Genomic DNA, 20,426 nt, shown 5'->3' on the forward strand with positions numbered 1-20,426 from the left:
CAATAAAATTGCCCCGCCGGAACGACGGGGCAATACTATTTTTGTTCTGAGTGGTGCAGAAGTCTTATTGAGTCTGCGGTGCCACAGGTTCTGTCGGGGCGCATTCACCTTCCGAAGAAGACGAACAGGACACCAGCGACTCTTCGCTGGCCGACGATACGGATTCTTCGCTGACCGACGATACGGATTCTTCGCTGGCGGAAGATTCAGAGCCATCACTACCAGAAGACCCATCAGATCCGCCGCTGGCTCGTGCGACGCTTAGCGTTGTGAAGCTTGGGGCGGCATAGGCACCAAGCGCAAGTGCGCTGATGCGACCAAGAGCGGCGCGGCGGGAGAGCTCTTTTTTGTTTTCTTCAGACATTGTCTGCTCCATCGATTGAGAAACTAAAAGAAGTGTTCACCACGAAACTGTGCCGAAAATTTGAAAATCGGCAATATTACTTTGGTTTATTCAGCCGAAATATACCTAAAAAATAGCAAATGCTTGGGGAAATATGGAATTAATCCGCGCCGAATACCTGAAAGACTATGCGCGATATTCTTAAGGTGCAGACACCTTCTGCAGGATTCTGGGAATCTCTTCGGCAAGTCTTTCACGCTCTTCCGGTGTCAGGAAGGCGCCCAATTCAACGGTGCGGTTGCCACCCTTTAGGATCAGGTAGTGTTCAACCGGGCCACCCTTGGCGAGAAGCTCTACTTTCACCCAATAGGGGTTTGCTTCCCACTCTTGCTTGGGCGCGCGTGGATTGTGGCGCGTCAAGGTCATGCGATCATCCCAGATGCACAGCTCTTCCAGAACCTCACCGTCCTTGTAAGACCGTTGCAGGAAGTACCACATCGCCCAAACTGCGCCGACGATGAACGGCAGAATCCCCCATAGGATCGGAGATCCAAGGACGGCGATCAGGGGCAAAAGGACAAAAGCTGCCGTCACCCCAATGAAAATCACGAACCCGCGCTTGGGCAAGGACCGGTATGGCCATAGGTGCAGCTCTGTCGGCTCACCATCTTGGTTGGGGGCGATCCATTCGTAAGGCATCAGCGTCAGGTCCTTGAAACGAGAAAGGGCGCCCTATCGGGCGCCCCTTCCAATTTAGTCAGGCTTGGGCGCTTAGTGCGCGTGGCCTTTGTCCCAGTCTTCCTGCTTAGGCAGGGTTTCGAAGGTGTGCTCTGGCGGCGGGGACGGCAGGGTCCACTCCAGAGTGTCCGCGTATTCGTTCCACGGGTTGTTCTCGGTCGCTTTCTTACCCTTGGTCAGGGCGTATACAACGATGCCGATGAACAGCAGGAACGAAGCAAAGGACAGGAACGCACCGATCGACGAGATCTTGTTCCAGTAGGCAAACGCTTCCGGATAGTCGATGTAGCGGCGCGGCATACCCTGACGACCCAGGAAGTGCTGCGGGAAGAAGGTCAGGTTCGCACCGATGAACATCAGCCAGAAGTGAACTTTGGCCCAGAACTCGGAGTAGTGACGACCGGTCATCTTCGAGAAGTAGAAGTAGATACCCGCGAAGATCGCAAAGACAGCACCCAACGACATTACGTAGTGGAAGTGAGCAACCACATAGTAGGTGTCGTGATAAGCGCGGTCGACGCCCGCCTGCGACAGAACGATACCGGTTACACCGCCAACGGTGAACAGGAACAGGAAGCCGAAGGCCCAGACCATAGGTGCTTTGAACTCGATCGAGCCGCCCCACATGGTGGCGATCCACGAGAAAATCTTAACGCCGGTCGGAACCGCGATAACCATGGTTGCCAGCATGAAGTAGGACTGCTGGGTCAGCGACATACCAACGGTGTACATGTGGTGTGCCCAAACAACGAAGCCCAGCGCACCAATCGCGACCATCGCGTAAACCATCGGCAGGTAGCCGAAGATCGGCTTGCGCGAGAAGGTTGCGATAACGTGCGAGATGATACCGAAGCCCGGCACGATAACGATGTAAACTTCAGGGTGACCGAAGAACCACAGGATGTGCTGGTACAGGACGGGGTCACCGCCACCGGCAGGGTCGAAGAAGGTTGTGCCGAAGTTACGGTCGGTCAGCAGCATGGTGATGGCGCCCGCCAGAACCGGCAGCGACAGCAGAATCAGCCACGAGGTAACGAAGATCGACCAAGAGAACAGCGGAACTTTGTGCAGGGTCATGCCCGGCGCACGCATGTTCAGGAAGGTGGTAATCATGTTGATCGCACCCAGGATCGAGGATGCACCCGAGACGTGCACAGCGAAGATTGCCAGGTCCATCGACCAGCCTGCTTCGTTGGTGGACAGCGGCGGGTACAGAACCCAGCCTACGCCCGAACCGGCCTGACCATTGCCACCCGGTGCAAGAACCGAGGCCACCGCCAGCGAGGTACCAGCGAAGTACAGCCAGAACGACAGGTTGTTCATACGCGGGAAGGCCATGTCCGGCGCACCAATCTGCAACGGCATGAAATAGTTACCAAAACCGCCGAAGAGCGCAGGAATAACCACGAAGAACATCATCAGGATGCCGTGCGCGGTGATCATAACGTTCCAAAGGTGGCCGTTCGGGGTACATTCTTCACCGCCGATGCCCGACAGGAACCGTGCTGCAGCTTCGCCTGCTTCGTTCAGACACATGAACTGAACGCCCGGTTCCATCAGCTCCATCCGCATGTAGACGGTGAATGCGACCGAGATAAAGCCGGCGATTGCCGACGTGATCAGGTACAGAAGACCAATGTCTTTGTGGTTGGTGGACATGAACCAGCGGGTAAAGAACCCCCGGGTGTCCTCGTGCTCGTGGCCGTGAATGGCTGCGTCTGCCATGTCGTGCCTCCCGTTTCGATACAATTAAAGCGCAGCAGAGAGCTTCTGATGCGCAGATTCCTAGCGGTTCTAATGCAGCACCCGCTATTCGGCAATGGACCTTGGTGCCGCAGGTGTGAAAAAAAATGCGGATTCAAGCCCTAAGAGACGAGTTGTCGCATTTAGGAAAGTACGGTCTGGGCCAGAAACAACGTCAGCGGGATCGTCAAAAAGCTGATCAGTGTTTGAACCGTGATGATCGCAGCCATGAGGGGTGCGTCCCCGCCCATTTCACGGGCAAGCGTGTAACTGGCAACCCCGGTAGGCAGGGCTGCATAGATCAAGGCGACCTGTATCAGCAGCGGATCCAGCTTCAGAAGATACCCGATACTGAACACGACAATGGGAAACAAAAGGAACTTTGGCACCATCGACAGGGCGATGATGGTACGCGAACCGCTTAACCCGCGTAGCTTCAGGCTGGCACCGACGCATAGCAGCATGATGGGAAGTGCAGCGTTGCCAAGGATCTGTGCCGAATCGTGCAGGACCGGGACCTCTCGCAACCCGATGAGGTTAAAGATCACTCCGGCCCCGATGCTTAGGATCAGTGGGTTGCGCGCCAACCCCTTAAAGACACCTTTTCTGCTGCCGCCAAGCCGATAGGTCATCATGGTCACGACTGTGACGTTGACCACGGGAACCAGAATCGCAGAGGCAAGGACCGCAACTTGAAGCCCAGGAGCCCCAAACAGGGATTCGGCGATGGCCAGTGCGATGAAGGTGTTAAACCGCGCAGACCCCTGCATAAGCGAGGCCGCTTGCGGAGCTGCAACAGCCATTCCGATGGCCGCCCCCAATAGGATTGCCACGAAGAAGCCGGGGTACAACAGGGTCGCCAAGTTCTTCAGGTCCCCGCCCAGATCAGCGGCAGAGATTTTGGCAAAGAACAGCGCGGGCATCAAAACCCAGTAGACCAGCTTGTCGTTGAGGTTCCAAAATTCAGTCGAGGGGATTCCGCCGCGCCGAAGGCCGTAGCCCATGACAATAAGCAAGAAAACCGGTGCAATCGCAGTAAAGATCAGCCACATGGCCCGAACACATCTTCAAAGCTGCGGCGCAGGGCGACATCCACGTCGTCCATCGTGACGGGCAGCCCAAGGTCGATCAGGCTGGTGACGCCATGCTCTTTGATCCCGCAGGGGACGATTCCGTCAAAGTGGCTTAGATCAGGCTCGACGTTAATCGCAATGCCATGAAAGCTGACCCACTTGCGCAACCGAATGCCGATCGCGGCGATCTTGTCTTCGCGCTTTGAGCCGTCCACGTTTAGTGGTTTGTCGTCGCGTGTGATCCAAACGCCTACGCGGCCTTCACGGATCTCGCCCTTCAGATTGAACTCGGCCAGGGTGGCGATGACCCATTCTTCCAGTTGCTGGACGAATTTGCGCACGTCATGCCCGCGCTTGCCCACGTCCAGCATCACATAGGCAACTCGCTGACCGGGGCCGTGATAGGTGTACTGCCCACCCCGCTTGCTTTCATAAACGGGGAAACGGTCCGGGTCGGTCAGGTCTGCAGGCTTGGCCGAGGTGCCGGCGGTATAAAGCGGCGGGTGCTCCACCAGCCAGATCAACTCTCCGGCCTCTCCGTTTGCGATGGCCGTGGCGCGCGCCTCCATGAAGGCCACTGCCTCGTCATAGTCAGTCAGACCGTCGGATATGCGCCATTCGACCATTTTTCGGACTCCGGATGTGGAACGAAAGAGGTCATGGCACGGGAACCACAGGAATGGCAATGGTCCGACCGCAGGGCGAGATGTGCGCAGGCGCAAGAATCGACTTCACATCCCCGTTTGAAGCGGCTAAGACACCGCCCACCACCAAGGCGTGCGGCCGTGGCGGAATTGGTAGACGCGCAGCGTTGAGGTCGCTGTGGGGTAACTCCCGTGGAAGTTCGAGTCTTCTCGGCCGCACCAGAAATCTTTAAAAAATCATTTTAAATCATATCGTTAGGTGTTTGGATGATCCCTTTGTCCATCTCGGCATCCACCCTATTGATTGGCATGAAGGTTTGATGGAGCGAGCACATAGATCTCCCTCTGGTTACGGTCATCTTCCTGCGCTTGAAGAGGCTGTTCAATTTGCCGAGCTTGTCTTCCCCGCGTTGTTACAAGCGGATTCTCAGTTTTTGTTTGTAGATAGAATTTCGTGCCATTCTCATGACTGGGTGCGATCAGTGGGTTGTATGCAAAACTATCAATCTCGACTAAAACTTGACTAGTCGGGCGTCGATTGCGCGGCCAACGTGCGACAAGATGTTGTCATCGAAAGCCATCCCAAAATTCCGGTTGAAAATCTCTGATACGCTCAGGGCTACGTCCGATTTGCTTGGGTGTCCCCAGTAATTACCCCCTGACAGCCCCCGCACACGCTTGACTGACATGCTCTGTGGTTTGAACTTCGACGTGTCACCTTGACTGGGTACCGTAATGAAGGAATAGGAAAATCCTTTGAAGTGCCTCGGAGAATAGCCATTTCGTCCGACACGTACCGAGTGCTCTGCAAATCCTGTTGCCCTGTACACCATATCCCAAAGCATTGGGATCTGTGCGTTGTCGTTCCAGTTGGTCTTGCACTGGATAATGCCTACGGTGGTGTCCCTTGCATTTCGGGCGACGATATCTCCGACGGCCGCCGTAGAATAAACTCCACCAAAGTTACCCGGTGGAAACACAACAGCGACGAGGTCTGATTCCGTATTCGTCTGAGCATTGCCGTAGACGATGCAGGTAGCGTCTAGGATTGCTGGTGGGATGAGTTCTTTGACTGGGCGCATCACGACACCGAGGCTGCCAGCCATGACTGTGTTCATGTACCAACAAACGAGGCATTCCCAGGCGATACCACCGCCGGAGAGAGAGGATTGCGCCCTTCCTTCTTGTCCGGTCGTGCAGAAGATGTCTGCTAGGTGACCACCGAGGTCGAAAACTCCGCGAGCATCCGTCATTCCGGACGTGAGCCTATCGATTTCGTGTCTCCACGTCGGCCAAGCGTCGGCAAACGACTTTACCGTGAACAATTGCTGGACGATGTCATGGCGATAGCGCTCGATGATACTGTTCATGTTCTATCCCTTTACGATGCCTCCGCGACCTTACCGTGCAGTTTACGAGCAAAATTGCAAAGCAATCGGAGCGGGCATTCGGGGCATGTGGGGTTTCTCGCCCTGCAAACCATCGCCGCGAAATCAAGCGTCGCCCAGTTCACACGAGCTGGATCGTTGCAGCATACCAACCAATGAGCGGCATCCTGCAGCCAAGGATCATGGCGGATGTCGGAGAGCTCGCGCGGACGCAGGTAGCGTTCGAGAACGCGCGACATGTTTACGTCGACGAGGGGGCTGGGTACCCCATGCTGAAACAACAGTATGGAGTTGGCGACGTACTGGCCGACTGCCGGCACCTTCGACAGCCTTTTGCGCTCCGACGGGAAGAGACCACCGTGCTCCGCTGCGTATTTGGCGAGGGCATTCAGCGAGACAGCCCGCCGCTTCCAGAGACCGATGGGTTTGAGGATTTCTTCGAGATCCTCGACCGGCGTAGCGGCCAGAGCACCCCAGTCAGGATATTTACTATAAAAGGCGCTGTAAAAGTTGGCGACAGTTTCAGCGCGTGTTCGTTGGAGGAGAACTTCGACGCAGATCTTCTCGTAGGTGCTCGCACGGGAAGAACGCCAAGGCAAGCCCCGCCCATTCTCGGTGAACCAGTCGAGTAACTTGGTTCGCAAGCGGGATATCCGAGCTTTGTCGGACCTCGTCAAATTGTCCAGCCGCTTTTGCGCTACCATCGCCAAAATGCAACCCTCGGTTTTCGCGCGCCATACGTTCCGCATCGATTGGCTTTGCCGGTGATGGTCTTCTGGCTACGTCAGGAACAGACAAGTACAACGGTTATCCGAGCGCTTCATCGAGCACCTTCTTGAAGTGTCGGCCGACATGCTCGGCAAGGCCCACTGGCACAGCATTCCCGATCTGAGTGTATTTCGGCACTTCTCGGTCGAAGATCCCCTCGCGCGGATTCCCCGCGCGGCGTAGGCCACCCGTCGTACGCTTGCCTTTGAATAAGTACCAGTCGGGGAAAAGTTGCAAGCGCGCCCACTCTCGTACTGTAAGGATGCGTGGTTGTGCAAAGTGCACGTAATCATCCGGCAGCGAAGTCGCCGTGATGGTTGGCTCACCGTTGCCCCATGTGGCGGGCAGAAGTTTCTGCGCGAACTTCTTGGTTTTGAACTCGTCCGGAATTTCGCCACCGCTCGCATGCATAGCCAGAAATTTCGCGACTACACGGCGGCTGTGCTTACTGTATTCTTGCTCGGTCAGGGTGAGTCTTTTGCCCTTCATCCAGCAAGGTTTCTTACGCAGTTGGCGTTGTATGGAGGTTATCGGACCAGAATCCGGATATTCCATCGTTTTCAGCGTGCCTTTGGGATACTCTCCATTTTTGAAGAACTCGCCGATCCTAGGGTCGACAAGGTCACTGAGTAGGTCGCTAAGGTGGGGGAAGGCGCCCTTTTGACCGCGCGGTAGGAAGCCGCATGTGACGGCATCTTCATCGTGGGCGGAATAGTCGAGGAAGTTGCACTTCTCTAGGATGTCTTTCCGAACCCCGACTAGGAGGACGCGTGGACGGTTCTGCGGAACACCATAGTCCTTTGCGTAGACCAGAGACCAGCGGACCTCGTAACCTGGGATGGCACGGAAGCGCGCCAATACGTCGGGGAAGACCAATTCACCACCCGCGTTGGTCCACTTGGCATTGAGTAAGCCACGTACGTTCTCAAACAGGAAAATTCGCGGACGCAATACATCTATGATGGAAGCCATCCGTGCGTAGAGTTGGTTCGAAGGTAAGTCCTTTTTATCGACCGAGTAAGATCTCCGCAGCCCGATGTTGGAAAACCCTTGGCAAGGCGGGCCGCCGGCCAAGATGTCAATGTTGCTACCACCGCCGTTCTTGCGATTGACTGACCTTTCGAGCGAGAATTGCACTTCCGGTAAGTTCGCCAGATCGGACTTCAGCTGGCCCAGCCTCTTACCCTTTAGCTCGTGAGCGTCGTGGCAGCGCAGGTCTGGGTTCTCTGCGAATCGTAGCCCGCCAAGATCGTGGTGACGGTTGGCTAAGTATGTTGCCTGCGCGTCCTTGTTGAGCTCGTTGACAAATACAGGTGTGAAGCCAGAGTTCTCGAAGCCAAGAGAGAGCCCACCGCAACCCGCAAACAGATCCACCATCGAGTAAAACCGATCGTCTGTTACCTGTTGACGTTGGTCTCCATCTTGGCCTGCTTTGGCCAGATTGCCTTCGAATTCGGCGGCATCATGCAGGATGTTCACAACTCGTCCTGATATTCTTGATTCCTTGACTTCCTCAACCATATCTGGCGAAGACTTCTGTGAAAACTACTAAATCTCGTACGCTATGTTCAGGCTCATGCCGCAACATTGGGCAACTTCTCCGACCAGTTGCACTTTCTCTTTAGGGGTGCAGTCAGGCTTGATTTTGACCAAAGCCACCAGACCATCCTAGCGCCCGTGCTCGAGCGCGACCATTCGCTCAAAAGCGATCCGCTTGCGTGCATCGCTCTCAGCAGGACCGGCGGATTAGAAATCAGAGCGCGGCTTGGTCCGTTCAACTACTGCCTCGTCATACACTTTCTGAATGCACTTCACTCGAGAAACTGCTCTCACTACGGTTTTGCGGGCTTTGCTGGCAAAACTTGGCATATTATATTTTCTAGAAGGCTTCAGCGAAAGATCTGAGCGATGCGACATGGTGCTCAAATTCCTCGCGGTCTAGAGTGTTCGTAAGAATGACCACGTAGCAACACAGCATCTGCGTTCCATCAACTTCGTAAATACCCACTGCACAACCTGTTCGCCAAGACTCGGCCAAGATCTCCTTGAGTTTCTTCGCACTCGGTGATCGCGCCGTAACCTTTTGCAATGGGGTCCAGAATCTCACGAGCGGGTTGGACAGGATAGATCCAGGCTCGTCTTCGAGGTAGATCTTGACCTTGTCTCCGTCTCTCGAGACAATCCGAAGCCTACCCGTCTCTCTTTCAGGTAAGATTTTTTGGTTGGTCTCCATGGCGCGCGCACGGAGCATGATTCGGTAAGGTGTCGGCTCGGAAACACGCCGTCCAATTACAGATCCGTTCAGGATAATGTCGTCCGAACTCCGGAGGTCACTATCGTAGCTTCTCGACCCGATCTCCAATTCGGACGTTTGCCCAGCTGGGATCCGCTCTGCGATTTCTAGTGCCGCGTCTAGCTGCGCCGGATCGTTCTTAAGCTCGCCTGCAGCACGGGAAATGCCCTGAAATGCCCCGGCGAAAAGTTTAGCCAAGAATGCGACTCTGCGGCCTGCGCCTAGCCCGTCGATGCCTCGCGGGTCCTGGGCCACGAAGATAGCGAGTGCTGCACGCTGGCCAACTGATCCTTCGTCCGACAATGGTGCCATATCACGGCGAGCGGCAGCGATGTCACGCGAAACTGAGATCCATCGGCTGGTGTTTTCGTCGATTTCGCCCTCTCGAGATAGCTCCATCTCCAATTGCTGCAGAACTGCTCTCCTGTCGAAACCTCGCTCAGAACGGTGTTTCAACAGCAAAGAGACGAGCTCCCCCCAGATCACTTTGTCGGCTTGCTTCGCGTCTGAGTCCAATTCTTCCAGAGCATTTTCCGCTAGTCGCTTCCAGGACCAAGTAACTTCAGGACCTTTGCAACCTCGTGATACGATGCCGGAAATTTCCTGATCGAATTCGCCCTTGTTCATGTTTTCGACGAGTACGCGGCACCAGCCGGCCAAGCCGTCCATGGTATCCCTTGATAAGGCTTCTAGCGAGGGTGTACCAAGTTCGAGCACGCTCTCCCCTGCCGCGTCTTTTTCTAATCTTGGTATTTCCGAGACTTCGAGTTTGACTAGGTTTTCCGGAATGTCAGGAAAAGAAAGGTAGGTAGCGACGAAATCCTGCATCAGGTCCTTCGTTTCGAATGAAGCGCAGGACACGCCCGTTATTCGAAGTGGTGATTTGAAGCGAACACAACCTGGAACATTCGTCTCTACTTCCTCGCCGGTTGCCTCTACTTTTAAAACGACCAATGGGTCACCTTCGGATGAACGATCGGCCCATCTTGGCAAGTGCGTTCGAAAACCAATAGTCACGCCTTCGTGCGTCTTGTCGTCTCCGTCATGACCCACGGGAGTGTTGCTCACGACGTAAGCGGAGGCGAGGGATCGGGCGAGTTCGGTGGCCCTTAGCGGGACCAGCAAGGTCCCTTTGTCGAATAGATCTCTTTCTTTCCCTGCTTGCATCATGATCCTCTATCCCAGAAGGGAGATTCCCTTGGTGGTTCACGCCAATTTACAGTTGTCAGTATATTATTCACACAGTCGGCGATCTCACCAAATCCATCGTAGCGGCAAATACTCAGGCCGTCGCGTGGCAATACTGTGAGCCCGTCAGGTATCCTCTTGCCGACGCCTATTCCGCAAACTGGCACGATCAGCTCGTCTCGTGCGCGGGACGACATGACATAAGCCGACATCCGCTCGTTGAGCAATCCAGAGTCATCTAGGTTCGCTCTTTCAAGACCGACGTAGAATACGATGTCGAACTCCAGCCCCTTCGCCGAACGCTCATGCAGAACTGTGATAGTATTTGTACTCTCAAAATTCAGCTCTTCGTCCAGTGCCAGTCTACCAGCACTGAAGTACCTCTGGATCTCATAAGGCGCCTTGATCCTATGTTTCAGCTTGTTATAGGTGCTTTTCACGTCACCGATGGAACCATGCACGATAACTCCGACTTGTTTGCTTGGAGCCAGTCCAATTCTCCTCGAAACGAAGTCCAGCATCTCCGCCTCGGTAGAGAACAACCCAACTTCTGGGAGCTCACCTGACCTGTCTGGCATCTTCGTAGTACCGCTTGTTTTGCCCACCTGGAAGTAGCGCGCGAACCCCGCAACTTCCTTCGTGTTCCGGTAGTTCTTCGAAAGAAATAAAACCCTGTCTTTTTCGCTAGCAATACCAAGATGGCGGGCGATGTTCTTTACACTAGAATTTTTTTCGGCGGCGAGCCTTTGATTGTCGTCCGCGAAGACCGTGATCCTCGGTTCGTGGCCACATGACCTCAGCCGCTCAAGCAGTCGTCCGAGCGCGAAGTACATGTTCTCCGGGAAATCTTGACCCTCGTCGATGATAAGATGGCCCCAGTTGAGTTTCTCTAGCCTGGGATCGTCGTCATCTAGATCCAGTGTCTTGGACAACATTGCATGCCAGTCATAGCTCCACTTGTCATCTACTTCTGACGGAGCACGGCCTAACTTTGCCTTCAGCCACCAATTTGAAACCCACTTGTGCATGGTCATGACCGGTACGTCGGGCGCAACACCGTCTCGAGACTCCGAGTATTTGCGCAGCACCTTGTTGAACATGATCACCGATGGCCGTTGCCCAAGTTTTTTGAGGCGTTGCGCGCGGTGAAATGCCATGACTGTCTTGCCGGTTCCGGGAGGTCCAACTACCAAGATGGCGCCATCTGTCGGTGCTTTGCCGTAAACTCTCAGTTGTTCCTCATCGAGGTCTGAGAAATTCGGAAACCTCATAATTAATGCCCCTCAATCACCTTGTGGAAAAAGCCAAATGGTTCGGCGACGCCGCGACCGTTCTTAGAACCACGGCCGGACACGAGAACCCGGTTCAAGAGAATATTTGAGTAGGTACAACTCGTCTCAGCAACTAGGGAGCAAGCGTGACAAGCCGCCCGGTTCATGTTTCCGATGCCCTGACTTTCAAGCTCTCGACAAACCGGGTCTCCCGAGCACCATTCACTTTTTGCAACCGACCTGTAGATCACTTCTGCTATCCTTTCAGGCCCACCCATCTCGACCAACCCGCCCATGGATCCCTCCGAGTCCGAGTCAGCGGTGTAGATAAGAATGCCGCAGTAGAGATTACTTTCTGGCCCGCAATAAACGCGCTCTCTCAGTGACGTAGATGAATATCCACAGTCGAAAGACAGCTGATTGATGAGCATGTGTGCGAACGTGTGAAGCATGATGAACGCTGGGTTCGCGTTGAAACCCATGCGGCGCGGTAAGTCCGCTTCCTCTGCAGCCCTCAGTTGTGAAGCCGTGAACTCGTCGATTGATGGGCCATTGTCGTCAAGCCAGCTTGCTATCGCCTCGTTCTTGAACTGGAGGAAAATACCCTCTCCTGAGACTTCTATAGCAGGAAGCCAATCTGCAGCCCCCGTGCCTAGGTCTGGTGGTATCAAAGAGTTCTCGGAACCCACATCACGGCGCTGGAACCCTCGGAAGACACGGACTTCGCGTAGGCGTTCGACCTGAACAACTCGCTCGAGTAAGCTATCAAGAGCAAAATGACTTGGAGGCGTGTGCGCTACGGTGGTGAGGTTAGCGCCTTGAAATCCTCGCATTGACCCGAGAACAGGAAACTCGTCTGCCATCACGTCCCTTTGGTCGAATTCTTGGATAAGACCGCCAGACGCAGTGGTGTCGTCGTCACCCGGAGCAACCCGCTCGAGGAAAATTGCCCAAATATCGTCGAGTTCCGCGTCATGTTCATCTGCGATGTCTTGCAAGTTGGCTTTGTAAAACGACTCCAATTGCTCGATGGCGAGCTGACCACTTTTCACTTGACGCGTTGCTAGATTAACCCAGTTTTCAAAAACAGTGTCGTGTGCGAGTTTGGTGGCGAGAGCGCTTCCCATCGATGCTTGCGCGATGTCGAGCGCCGATATTACCGATGGATAGTGCAAGGCGCTTGAACCACGGGGCTCCATCCACATCTTGGACGGGCGCCCATCTTCGCCTGTGCAGCCGCTGTTACCCTCTCCTGGTTGGTAGCCCTTACACCCTTGCAGAAGAGGACGTTCACTGATGCCCTCAAGCGAGTTCTTGGCTCCGCAAGAACATGCGACGTGCATGCTCTTGAAGTCGCCACCGCTTCTACCGGTCACTTTGAACGTAAGTTTTGCCTCGGCTCGGCTGCACGAACCTGTCCGGGCTTGTTGAGCACCCCTATGCGCCCAGTAATACCAGTCGATCTCGTCAACGTGGCCGTTGTCACAAACAGCAACGAACCGCATAGGAACGAGTGCGCGGTTCTTGCAACTCGTGTTCTTGCACCTCGGGACAGGTAGAGGCTTATCGTCGTCATGGCGATCATCTTGCGATGTCCACTGTACCATTCCGCGACAACCGGGACAGAAATGCCAACGTGGGAATCTGGTCACCGAAACCGCGTACTCTGGTCTCATGAGGCGCGAAACGCCGTGAAGCTTGCCAGTGAGAGACTGTAGTTTAACCTCCTTTAAGTTCTTACCCTTAGGCCAACGGTGGGTTCCCTTAACAAAGAAAGATTGCCCGTCAATTTCGCACAGAGCTCCAACGCCAAACGGCGATACGAGTTGTGCCCTCCTGAGAGACTTGGTGCTCATCTTCTCATGCCTTCAACTTTATTTCGCTGTCGACGTGACGCATCGATTGCAGCGTGTGCCAACCCACCCCGTCGATGAGTTTGTCTTCGAACCGCCGGAGCAACGCAGCCTGCTGCTGTCCACGCGAAGCGCTATAACGCAGGTCTTTGTGCACTTTTGTCCATTCCAGCCATTGCTCTATCCGATGGTTAAGCTTTTTTGCCAATCGATCCCGAATTTCTCGATCTTCTGGCGCGTCGTAAGCGGCTTGCAACCGGGACAAGAGAATATCGATTATATCGGCAACCCTTTTATCGGAGGGCTCGAATTTCGAAGCGCCTGCATTACTTTTGTATGACGTTCCGTGCCTAATTGCTGTAACCAGAGCGGCGTGCAAAGCGCGCTCAATTGCCGGTATCGAGCCCGGTGTAACGCTCGTGGGCTCAACGTAACTGTAAAATCGTTCGTGGAAGGTACGGAACGCCTCGTAGTGTGATCTATCCCTTGGCTTGCTTGGCGAAAAACACGTGAAGACGAGCCCGGGCACGTCACCGCGTCCAACGCGACTCGATGCCTGAATGTACTCGGCGGTGAGTTTTGGTTGTCCGTTCACGAGCATCAACCCGAGGCGGTTGATGTCAACCCCGACCGAAATGATGTTCGTACAGGGAACGATGTCGATCGCTGGGCTTTCTGGCGGGTCGTGCCGCTGCCCCAAGAGTTGCCGAGCCACCGGGATTGGAGTTTCGGCGTGTGCTTTCAGTTCCAGAACATGGAAGTCTGTGCTTCGTTCCACGTCCTCAGCAGTGGCATAGACCTTCAATCTGGCTGGGATCTCGTCTCGTGTGGCGTTCGCGATCCGGCCAAGCTCACGCTTGCTGTTATGGTACGCGACAAGCGACCAGTAAGCATCGAGCTCTTTTGCCGTCAACCTGTCGTCCTTCTCCAGCTCTTGCACCGCCTGCAGAATCGCCGCCATTGCCCACGAAACGGCGACAGTGCTTCTTAACCCTTGGCCCATAAGCCCGACGTAGAGTCGTGAACGATCTGTATTGCCTACGTCCATGCTAGAGAAGAACGAGTCGTTGGCGCTCAGTCCCGGCGATGGGAAAACAACGCCTTCGCGCCCGTAGATGCGGCGACACTGCGCTCCCGCGTTCCTGATGGTCGCCGTGGCTGCTATTACCTTAGGGCTTGCACCTGAACCAGACCGCATCAGGGTTTCGAAGGCTGCTTCGTAGATACCGGCGAGCGTCCCGAGGGGGCCTGAGATCAAGTGTAGCTCGTCCTGTATAATAAGCGACGGGGGATGGTTGGTAGTTCCGACACCCAGAATTCGGCCACCGTTTTCTTTCCACGGGATCATCGCGAACTTGTCTATCGTACCAAGCAGGAAAGAAGGTGGAGACTCCAAGATTTGTTCATCGACGATATAAGCGGGAATGCCCTCGTGGAAGTCGCAGTCCTCCTCTGGGCAACGGATAACGAAATCTCTTTGTGATGCCAAAAAGCCAAAATATGTCTCGTCGATCTGGCCATCCGGGAGTCTGCGTTCCACGCCTGGGACCAAGAGCGTACCGCAACACGGGCAGCTTTCGATGGGGAAGGGATTGTCCGCACGCGGTTGCTTCGCATCATAGAGCTCGAGGCACCATTGGTAAGCGCCGCTCCCGTACGAATCAGTTATCCGGTTCGGGCTCACTTCTCCCCCGACGAAAAGTCCAATTGAGAATTCCGTCTCGCCAAGCGATCGGTCACCTTCGATCGCGAGATCGCGCCGCAACTTCTCGAGGGCGCAAATCATGCCAGCTGTTCTTTGGAACTGGTCGGATGTAAGGAAGCGGTAAGTGTATCGGTTGATTACGCTGGTGCCGCCACCTGCGTCTCCGGCGACAAGTCGCCTTCTGATTAGTTCCAATGCTGCGGCCAGCAAATAGGCCTCTGTCTTGCCGCCACCGGTAGGAAACCAAATCACGTCAACCGCATCCCGGTCTTCGTGTTGGCCATCGCAAAGCGAAGGCAGCAGTTGCAGGATGAATGCGAGTTGGAATGCTCGCCAAGAAGGCTTTGTATTCGACAGGTAGTCGATTTCGCCAGTTTCCGCTTCTCCCAGTTCGAATGGGCCTTGTTTACCATCGTTACGGGCCGCGCCGCTCGCGCGCGCGAAATGCGACATCGACATTAGCATCGCCTTGTTTGCGAGGGTGAATGCCTTGAAAACTTCCTCGTCTTGCGACAGCAAGACAACCCCTTCATGCATTCTCGCCGCGCTTCTCCGGCACCTGCTTAGTATCCTGTCGGCATCGACCTGTAACCGCGTCGGTACATCGATATCCTCCTGCGCGCCGATCCATTCCTCGTAGAAGGCTACAAATTTTTTGAGACGCTCTCCAAGAACTCGCCGGCCCGCTTTGCCAGAAGCTAAGAACGACAAATTGAAAATTTCTGTGTCGGCGAACGGTGCCTCGCCTTCGCGAATGATCAGTTGATCGAAGCGTGGCCGCCAAACATGTGCAATCGGCATTCCTTGGGTGCAGACGCGGATACAATTTCCGGCTGCATCGAGTTCCCAGTCTGCGGATACCCCATGACCAACCGCGTAGACCTCGTGCGTGCCGTAGATCACTTGCAGTTCGCGTTCCTCTTCGCTCGGAGGTAGATACTCCCCGGTTGGGTATGGAGCTATTGTCCCACTTTTAGGAACCACGCTGAGCTTTGCCTGGTAAATGGTTTTTGAAGGGTCCGGCCTGCCTGCCTCGTTGTCATTGGATAAGCTGACCGTCATTAGCCAGCGATCGTCGGGAAGCTTTCTGGGGAGAATCGAGATCGAGGCCATTTCGGCCAAACATTTTTTGGGCTCAGCGAGGGACTCCCCAGCTTTCAACGGTAACCTTGAAGGTTCGATTGGATGCCTTTTCCAGCACTCCGAGCTATTCGATTTGTCGCCCTTTCCAGCAGCATTTTCGTCCGAGTCACGGTCTGGCAAGTCGTTCTCAACTTCACCTACCCCGTCGACTTTGTGGTACAAGGCACCTTCGACGACGATTTCGAACTCGGTCTCTCTGGACACACAAAACGTGATCCCCATAGATGCGGGCATTAAGGCGGTCGCCATGGCGAGTGGGTCATCGGAGGTTTCGAAACCGCCACCATCGGTGTTCTCACCCTCGTCATCGCCGCCCGTGTCACCCGACTGGGCCGATGATCGCGGGTATAGCATGCCCTGCATGTAGGCGAGGCTCATCCGACCCTCGATGACTTCTCTCTCCCATCCATGCTCGTCGTCCGGTATTCCAAGACCCGGCCCGACAATCTTGCGCTCTAGCCATTCTACAATGTCGTCTCTTCCTGGCACAGTTTACCCCTGTCTAATCGTTTTCTTGCGCTCTCTTTCAACCTGAAGCTTGCTCAAGAGGTTTGCCTGCTCCTCTGTACAAATGATTTGCAAGGTATGATTTGCGCGTGAAAAGGCGGCGTACGCGGAACGCTTGAAACTTATCTCCTCTTTACAATCGCCAAGCCCGGCAACGAATATCACCTTGCGTTCAAGGCCCTTGAATTCCTCGGCTGTGGAAACAAGAACGCAGTCTCGTTTGCGCCCAGAGAGTGCTCTGCTTGATAGCGGCTCGGTTCGAACCCCGGCTGACCTCAGTTCTTCCACTGTATCCTGAACGGCTACGTCACCTGCGAGTAAAACGGCAACGTCTGATCTTTGAACAGGCTGATTGCCAGACACGATCTTGGCAACAATTGCTGCGCACCTTGACGGGATATCCGCGGCGGAGCCAACACGCGATACCTTGACCTCGCTACCAACTCCAAGCGAGCGCGGCGTGCCGAGATCAACTTCCGCTATTGATGTCATGGACTCCACGATCGGTGGCGCATTCCTGATGTTGTCTAACAGGCGCCGCGTGAATGAGTGGCTCTTGATGTAGTCGTAGGCGAAATCGTCGAAGTGAAAGGCCGAGCTTAGCTGGTTGTTCGGGTCGCCGAACCAACGCCATCTCCCGCCCTCCAAACCCTGATGTACTGCCCCCTCCAAGGTTTCCAAGGTTTCAATCTGGCAAAGGTCTTGCCCCTCGTCGATTACGAGTACGTCCCGCTTCCCGTTCTCGGCTATTTCTGCGGTTAGATCATCAAGGCAGCAAACTCGGATGCCTTCCGGCAATTCATGCGATTCCAAGAAACTCGAAAGAAAACGGCTTCGTGTCACGACGAGAACTGTCTTTCCCTCTGCAGCATCGTACCGAGCAGTCGCCATCGCCAAAAAAGTCTTGCCCGTTCCTGCCCCACCGAAGATCGACATGCGATCGTTTTCCTGTAGTTCATCAAGACGACGAACTTGCTCCTCGCTCAACTCGCACAGTTCCTTGTCGAACTCCTGCAATTGGCTGTTAAGCGGCGGCACTTGCTCGAAATTTGGGCGTAGAAAGGAAACGATATCGGAAATGAGTCCGTCGGGTATCTGCTGGCTCGTGCCTCTTTCCCGCTCTCCGAAGTGATCCAAGACCCGATCAATGTAAGCCTTGAACGTATTATGACCTGCGCATTCGGGTTTGTAGCCTGTTATTTCATCAGGAAGCTCTGGCATTTTCGAGGTTCCGACCGTAACGACGCGGTCAATTCCCTCAAACAGGAGCGCCCAGCCTGCGGGGATGCCATCAAGCTCTTTCCGAAATCTCGGCTTAAGGTAGTTATCCATCAAGGAAAAGAAAGCCGACACCGCTTGGGCCGCAGGACTTTCCTTGCGCCGTGAGACCTCCCCGAAGCGGTTGGTATATTCCCAAATGCCATTTCGACACGCAACGCGCCCCCCCTTTACCTCGAGCGCGATGATTCCTTTCCGCGTGACAAGTAGGAAGTCGATTTCTCCCCAACGCTTATACTTATGTTTGCCAAGGTTGAGCGAGTGTAGCGCCACGTCCGCTGGACCGAACTTGATCTGCTCAAGCATCCGGAAAACACGCTCTTCCGCTGAACTCTTGAACTCAAGTACTGACGGTGGAAGCATTTTCATGAAATTAGTTCTGCTCTTTTCTTACTTCTTTGCCGGTGATTCACATCCACAACCGTCGTTAACAAAATGATCGCCCAAAGCATGTAGGTTGTAAACGTGAATATAAAATTCACTATAAGGGTGTTTCTCCGCAATTCGAATTCCGCAAAGTCCACGCTGCAAACCTTTGCCCTTTTCGTAGCGTAAACTCTGAATGTTAGCTAGGAGCCGACCGCCTCAACACGCCTGTGGAACTAGCACGGGTTCTCCAGTCCACATTGGCTGCCGTGAGTAATATACATCGATTGTCTCGACATCTTTCAAAGACGTTGCCTAGGAGGCTTTCCAGAACCAAACGGTCCCGAAGTGATTGAAGGCAATGCAGCTGGAAATGAAGGCGGCGAAGGAGGTCGGGCAAGCTAGCGAATGAGAAGCGCTATTTCTGCAGGCTACGTTCCAGTTCCATCACCCGTTCTGTCAGTGCCTGTACAGTCTTTGTCAGTTCAGAAATTCCAGGAAAGTGAACAGTGCCACTTGGGTTTTCCAATAGCTCGATAGCCCAAGTTCGAAATTCGCCTTCTTTGCTAAGTTTGCGCGCTTCTGATCTGATACCCCCTCGGCTCCGTAGGGTGGGGTTTAGGTGGTCGAATGCTACCAACTCGAATGCATGAAGGCGTATGGCGTCTTCGAGAACCGGGTCAGTCCACCATTGGCATCCCCCTACCTGACTTGCGTCCAAGGACACGGCTGAAGCACCGGTTGTCACACTTGAGTTACGGTACTCAAGATGCTGCGAGACACGGTTTCTGAGGTTAGTTCCAATACCAACGTATGCAGGATACGGGCTACGGACGCTGCTCCCTAGCAGGCAGTAAACCCCTGATTTATTCGGAAGCATTCGTATCTCAGAGAAATCGCGCATCTACAACATCCTGCGGCTATGATTGACTAGACTTGGTGACAGTTCATTCGCTTTCATTGCATTGATCAAATATCGAAGCAGAGTGGAGGTGAAGCGGTCAAGGTTGTAAAAAACAAGATCGGTTGAAAAGCCGTACATTCGCTCCCGTTCATCCTGCCTTTTCTGTCACCCGTCGCTCCCCCAAGCATCTCGCGCAATCGACACCCATTCCGTAAGGGCGGCAACCCGTGTCGCCAGTTTAGTTAGGCGGTTTTCATTGAGAAGCGTCACTGTGGCGAAGCGGGGTGTGCAGGGGTGTTCCGAGAACGCAAGATCAAATTCCTTGTTTATGCCCCCGCCGGGAAACATTCCGGAGCGAAAGAATTCAAAAAGAAGATCATGGGCTTCGCATTCTGGATGGTAGTTGGCTTTCCAAACTGCATAGCTCCAAGAACCGAGGTCGTTCAGTTCGAAGAGTTCGTCTCCTTTAAACCAACCCTCGTCGATCATTCGCCAATGATCCGGCTGTCGTAGAGATTGCTCAATACCCTTACCAAACTCTCTCTCTAGCGCCTCAGTGCGGATGAGCGGTCGTGGGTCAGGCGAGCCATCACTATAAAGGCGCAGCGCACCGTTGGGAGCCGATTTCGCAAAGATGATGCGTCGCCTTGGTTCAGCGCGTAAGGGGCGCCTGCTCCGGTCCGCTGAACGCTCGTCGGGGGTCGCGCCCGCGTTCTCTGCTAGAGGTGTCGCAGCAGTGCTAGCTGCTGCCGTTTTTAAAAATTTTCTACGTGTAATCATGTCGGTCTCCAGGGCTAAGACCGGCGCGATGATCGCTGTTTGGATGATGCAAACCCATTCTTTGCCGAACCGGCCACATCCCCTTGCGGGCGACCACCTTGCCGGGTTTGGCAGGTTGGTGGGGGCTATCGCCCCGCTCTTGATGCACAGCTCAAACTAGAAGTAACAGATCGAGAACTCAAGGTATGGCCGAGCAACGCCCGCCGGTTTGCATTACCAACATCTTATACCTCCCAGACCTTAAAAGGCGAAGAGGGGGCTAAGTATTGAGGTGGATAAATAGTTGGACAAGCCAAGAAAGACAAAGAAATTACGTAACTTAATTAGTTATTTAGCCGACTAATGCGGTGCCGCATGTCGGCACCTGTGGCCGCAAATAGGGTGTTTTCTGCTGAATGGACTAAACTTAAGTGGGAATCTTAAGCTGCAAACTTTTCAGGC

General features: G+C 54.4%; 14 protein-coding genes, 1 tRNA gene and 1 riboswitch. Of the genes, 1 reads left to right on the forward strand and 14 read right to left on the reverse strand.

Annotated features, from left to right (window positions below; all coding sequences use genetic code 11):
- Nucleotides 1–64: 64 nt before the first annotated feature.
- The 5 genes from CLM58_RS17090 to lipB all read right to left on the reverse strand — a co-directional run bounded on the left by CLM58_RS17090 (nucleotide 65) and on the right by lipB (nucleotide 4,523).
- A complete protein-coding gene (locus CLM58_RS17090; RefSeq protein WP_158221844.1) occupies nucleotides 65–364 on the reverse strand; it encodes a hypothetical protein in 300 nt (99 codons plus the stop codon).
- A 180-nt stretch (nucleotides 365–544) separates the two neighbouring features.
- A complete protein-coding gene (locus tag CLM58_RS03630) occupies nucleotides 545–1,042 on the reverse strand; it encodes a DUF2244 domain-containing protein (protein WP_095594524.1) in 498 nt (165 codons plus the stop codon).
- Nucleotides 1,043–1,114: 72 nt separating this feature from the next.
- The gene (gene ctaD / locus CLM58_RS03635; RefSeq protein WP_095594525.1) at nucleotides 1,115–2,806 is read right to left on the reverse strand and encodes a cytochrome c oxidase subunit I; all 1,692 of its coding nucleotides are present in this window, start codon (nucleotides 2,804–2,806) and stop codon (nucleotides 1,115–1,117) included.
- A 161-nt stretch (nucleotides 2,807–2,967) separates the two neighbouring features.
- Nucleotides 2,968–3,876, reverse strand: coding sequence for an AEC family transporter (locus tag CLM58_RS03640; protein ID WP_095594526.1), 909 nt, complete (start codon nucleotides 3,874–3,876; stop codon nucleotides 2,968–2,970).
- Nucleotides 3,867–4,523: a lipoyl(octanoyl) transferase LipB gene (gene lipB, locus CLM58_RS03645; RefSeq protein WP_095594527.1), complete on the reverse strand. Its 657-nt coding sequence runs from the start codon at nucleotides 4,521–4,523 to the stop codon at nucleotides 3,867–3,869. Before lipB ends, CLM58_RS03640 begins: the two co-directional genes overlap by 10 nt.
- Nucleotides 4,524–4,676: 153 nt before the next feature.
- Between lipB and CLM58_RS03650 the strand changes: the two genes are divergently transcribed.
- Nucleotides 4,677–4,763 (forward strand) — tRNA-Leu (locus CLM58_RS03650).
- Between the two features lie 290 nt (nucleotides 4,764–5,053).
- Here CLM58_RS03650 and CLM58_RS17230 read toward each other — a convergent pair.
- The 9 genes from CLM58_RS17230 to CLM58_RS16980 all read right to left on the reverse strand — a co-directional run bounded on the left by CLM58_RS17230 (nucleotide 5,054) and on the right by CLM58_RS16980 (nucleotide 19,985).
- Nucleotides 5,054–5,911: a hypothetical protein gene (locus CLM58_RS17230; RefSeq protein WP_198950945.1), complete on the reverse strand. Its 858-nt coding sequence runs from the start codon at nucleotides 5,909–5,911 to the stop codon at nucleotides 5,054–5,056.
- An 11-nt stretch (nucleotides 5,912–5,922) separates the two neighbouring features.
- Nucleotides 5,923–6,573, reverse strand: coding sequence for an HhH-GPD family protein (locus CLM58_RS03660; protein ID WP_229666188.1), 651 nt, complete (start codon nucleotides 6,571–6,573; stop codon nucleotides 5,923–5,925).
- A gap of 163 nt (nucleotides 6,574–6,736) precedes the next feature.
- A complete protein-coding gene (locus CLM58_RS03665; protein ID WP_198950946.1) occupies nucleotides 6,737–8,218 on the reverse strand; it encodes a DNA cytosine methyltransferase in 1,482 nt (493 codons plus the stop codon).
- A gap of 358 nt (nucleotides 8,219–8,576) precedes the next feature.
- Nucleotides 8,577–10,160 (reverse strand): hypothetical protein, encoded by a 1,584-nt coding sequence (locus tag CLM58_RS03670; RefSeq protein WP_095594529.1) that lies wholly within the window; start codon nucleotides 10,158–10,160, stop codon nucleotides 8,577–8,579.
- Entirely contained in the window at nucleotides 10,157–11,449 is a 1,293-nt protein-coding gene (locus CLM58_RS03675) for an AAA family ATPase (RefSeq protein ID WP_095594530.1), read from the reverse strand. The genes CLM58_RS03670 and CLM58_RS03675 overlap by 4 nt, the downstream gene beginning before the upstream one ends.
- A gap of 2 nt (nucleotides 11,450–11,451) precedes the next feature.
- Nucleotides 11,452–13,305 (reverse strand): DUF1998 domain-containing protein, encoded by a 1,854-nt coding sequence (gene drmB, locus CLM58_RS03680; protein WP_229666189.1) that lies wholly within the window; start codon nucleotides 13,303–13,305, stop codon nucleotides 11,452–11,454.
- Between the two features lie 4 nt (nucleotides 13,306–13,309).
- The gene (locus CLM58_RS03685) at nucleotides 13,310–16,528 is read right to left on the reverse strand and encodes a DEAD/DEAH box helicase (RefSeq protein ID WP_143226514.1); all 3,219 of its coding nucleotides are present in this window, start codon (nucleotides 16,526–16,528) and stop codon (nucleotides 13,310–13,312) included.
- A gap of 114 nt (nucleotides 16,529–16,642) precedes the next feature.
- Complete coding sequence (locus tag CLM58_RS03690; RefSeq protein WP_095594533.1) at nucleotides 16,643–18,304, reverse strand: nuclease-related domain-containing DEAD/DEAH box helicase; 1,662 nt, start codon at nucleotides 18,302–18,304, stop codon at nucleotides 16,643–16,645.
- A gap of 1,066 nt (nucleotides 18,305–19,370) precedes the next feature.
- Nucleotides 19,371–19,985 carry a twin-arginine translocation signal domain-containing protein gene (locus CLM58_RS16980; protein WP_143226515.1) on the reverse strand — a complete coding sequence of 205 codons (615 nt, stop codon included), beginning with the start codon at nucleotides 19,983–19,985 and terminating at the stop codon, nucleotides 19,371–19,373.
- A gap of 47 nt (nucleotides 19,986–20,032) precedes the next feature.
- Nucleotides 20,033–20,136, reverse strand: a riboswitch (SAM-I-IV-variant riboswitch).
- Nucleotides 20,137–20,426: the final 290 nt, after the last annotated feature.

This window comes from Actibacterium pelagium, from assembly GCF_002285415.1.
Lineage (GTDB): Bacteria > Pseudomonadota > Alphaproteobacteria > Rhodobacterales > Rhodobacteraceae > Actibacterium_B > Actibacterium_B pelagium.

Excerpts from the sequence above, each read along its gene's own strand:
- CLM58_RS16980 (WP_143226515.1), bottom strand. The coding sequence starts at position 19,985 with ATGATTACACGTAGAAAATTTTTAAAAACGGCAGCAGCTAGCACTGCT.
- ctaD (WP_095594525.1), bottom strand. The coding sequence starts at position 2,806 with ATGGCAGACGCAGCCATTCACGGCCACGAGCACGAGGACACCCGGGGG.
- CLM58_RS17230 (WP_198950945.1), bottom strand. The coding sequence starts at position 5,911 with ATGAACAGTATCATCGAGCGCTATCGCCATGACATCGTCCAGCAATTG.
- CLM58_RS03690 (WP_095594533.1), bottom strand. The coding sequence starts at position 18,304 with ATGAAAATGCTTCCACCGTCAGTACTTGAGTTCAAGAGTTCAGCGGAA.
- CLM58_RS03685 (WP_143226514.1), bottom strand. The coding sequence starts at position 16,528 with ATGAGCCTCGCCTACATGCAGGGCATGCTATACCCGCGATCATCGGCC.
- lipB (WP_095594527.1), bottom strand. The coding sequence starts at position 4,523 with ATGGTCGAATGGCGCATATCCGACGGTCTGACTGACTATGACGAGGCA.
- CLM58_RS03665 (WP_198950946.1), bottom strand. The coding sequence starts at position 8,218 with ATGGTTGAGGAAGTCAAGGAATCAAGAATATCAGGACGAGTTGTGAAC.
- drmB (WP_229666189.1), bottom strand. The coding sequence starts at position 13,305 with ATGAGCACCAAGTCTCTCAGGAGGGCACAACTCGTATCGCCGTTTGGC.
- CLM58_RS03675 (WP_095594530.1), bottom strand. The coding sequence starts at position 11,449 with ATGAGGTTTCCGAATTTCTCAGACCTCGATGAGGAACAACTGAGAGTT.
- CLM58_RS03670 (WP_095594529.1), bottom strand. The coding sequence starts at position 10,160 with ATGATGCAAGCAGGGAAAGAAAGAGATCTATTCGACAAAGGGACCTTG.
- CLM58_RS17090 (WP_158221844.1), bottom strand. The coding sequence starts at position 364 with ATGTCTGAAGAAAACAAAAAAGAGCTCTCCCGCCGCGCCGCTCTTGGT.
- CLM58_RS03630 (WP_095594524.1), bottom strand. The coding sequence starts at position 1,042 with ATGCCTTACGAATGGATCGCCCCCAACCAAGATGGTGAGCCGACAGAG.
- CLM58_RS03640 (WP_095594526.1), bottom strand. The coding sequence starts at position 3,876 with ATGTGGCTGATCTTTACTGCGATTGCACCGGTTTTCTTGCTTATTGTC.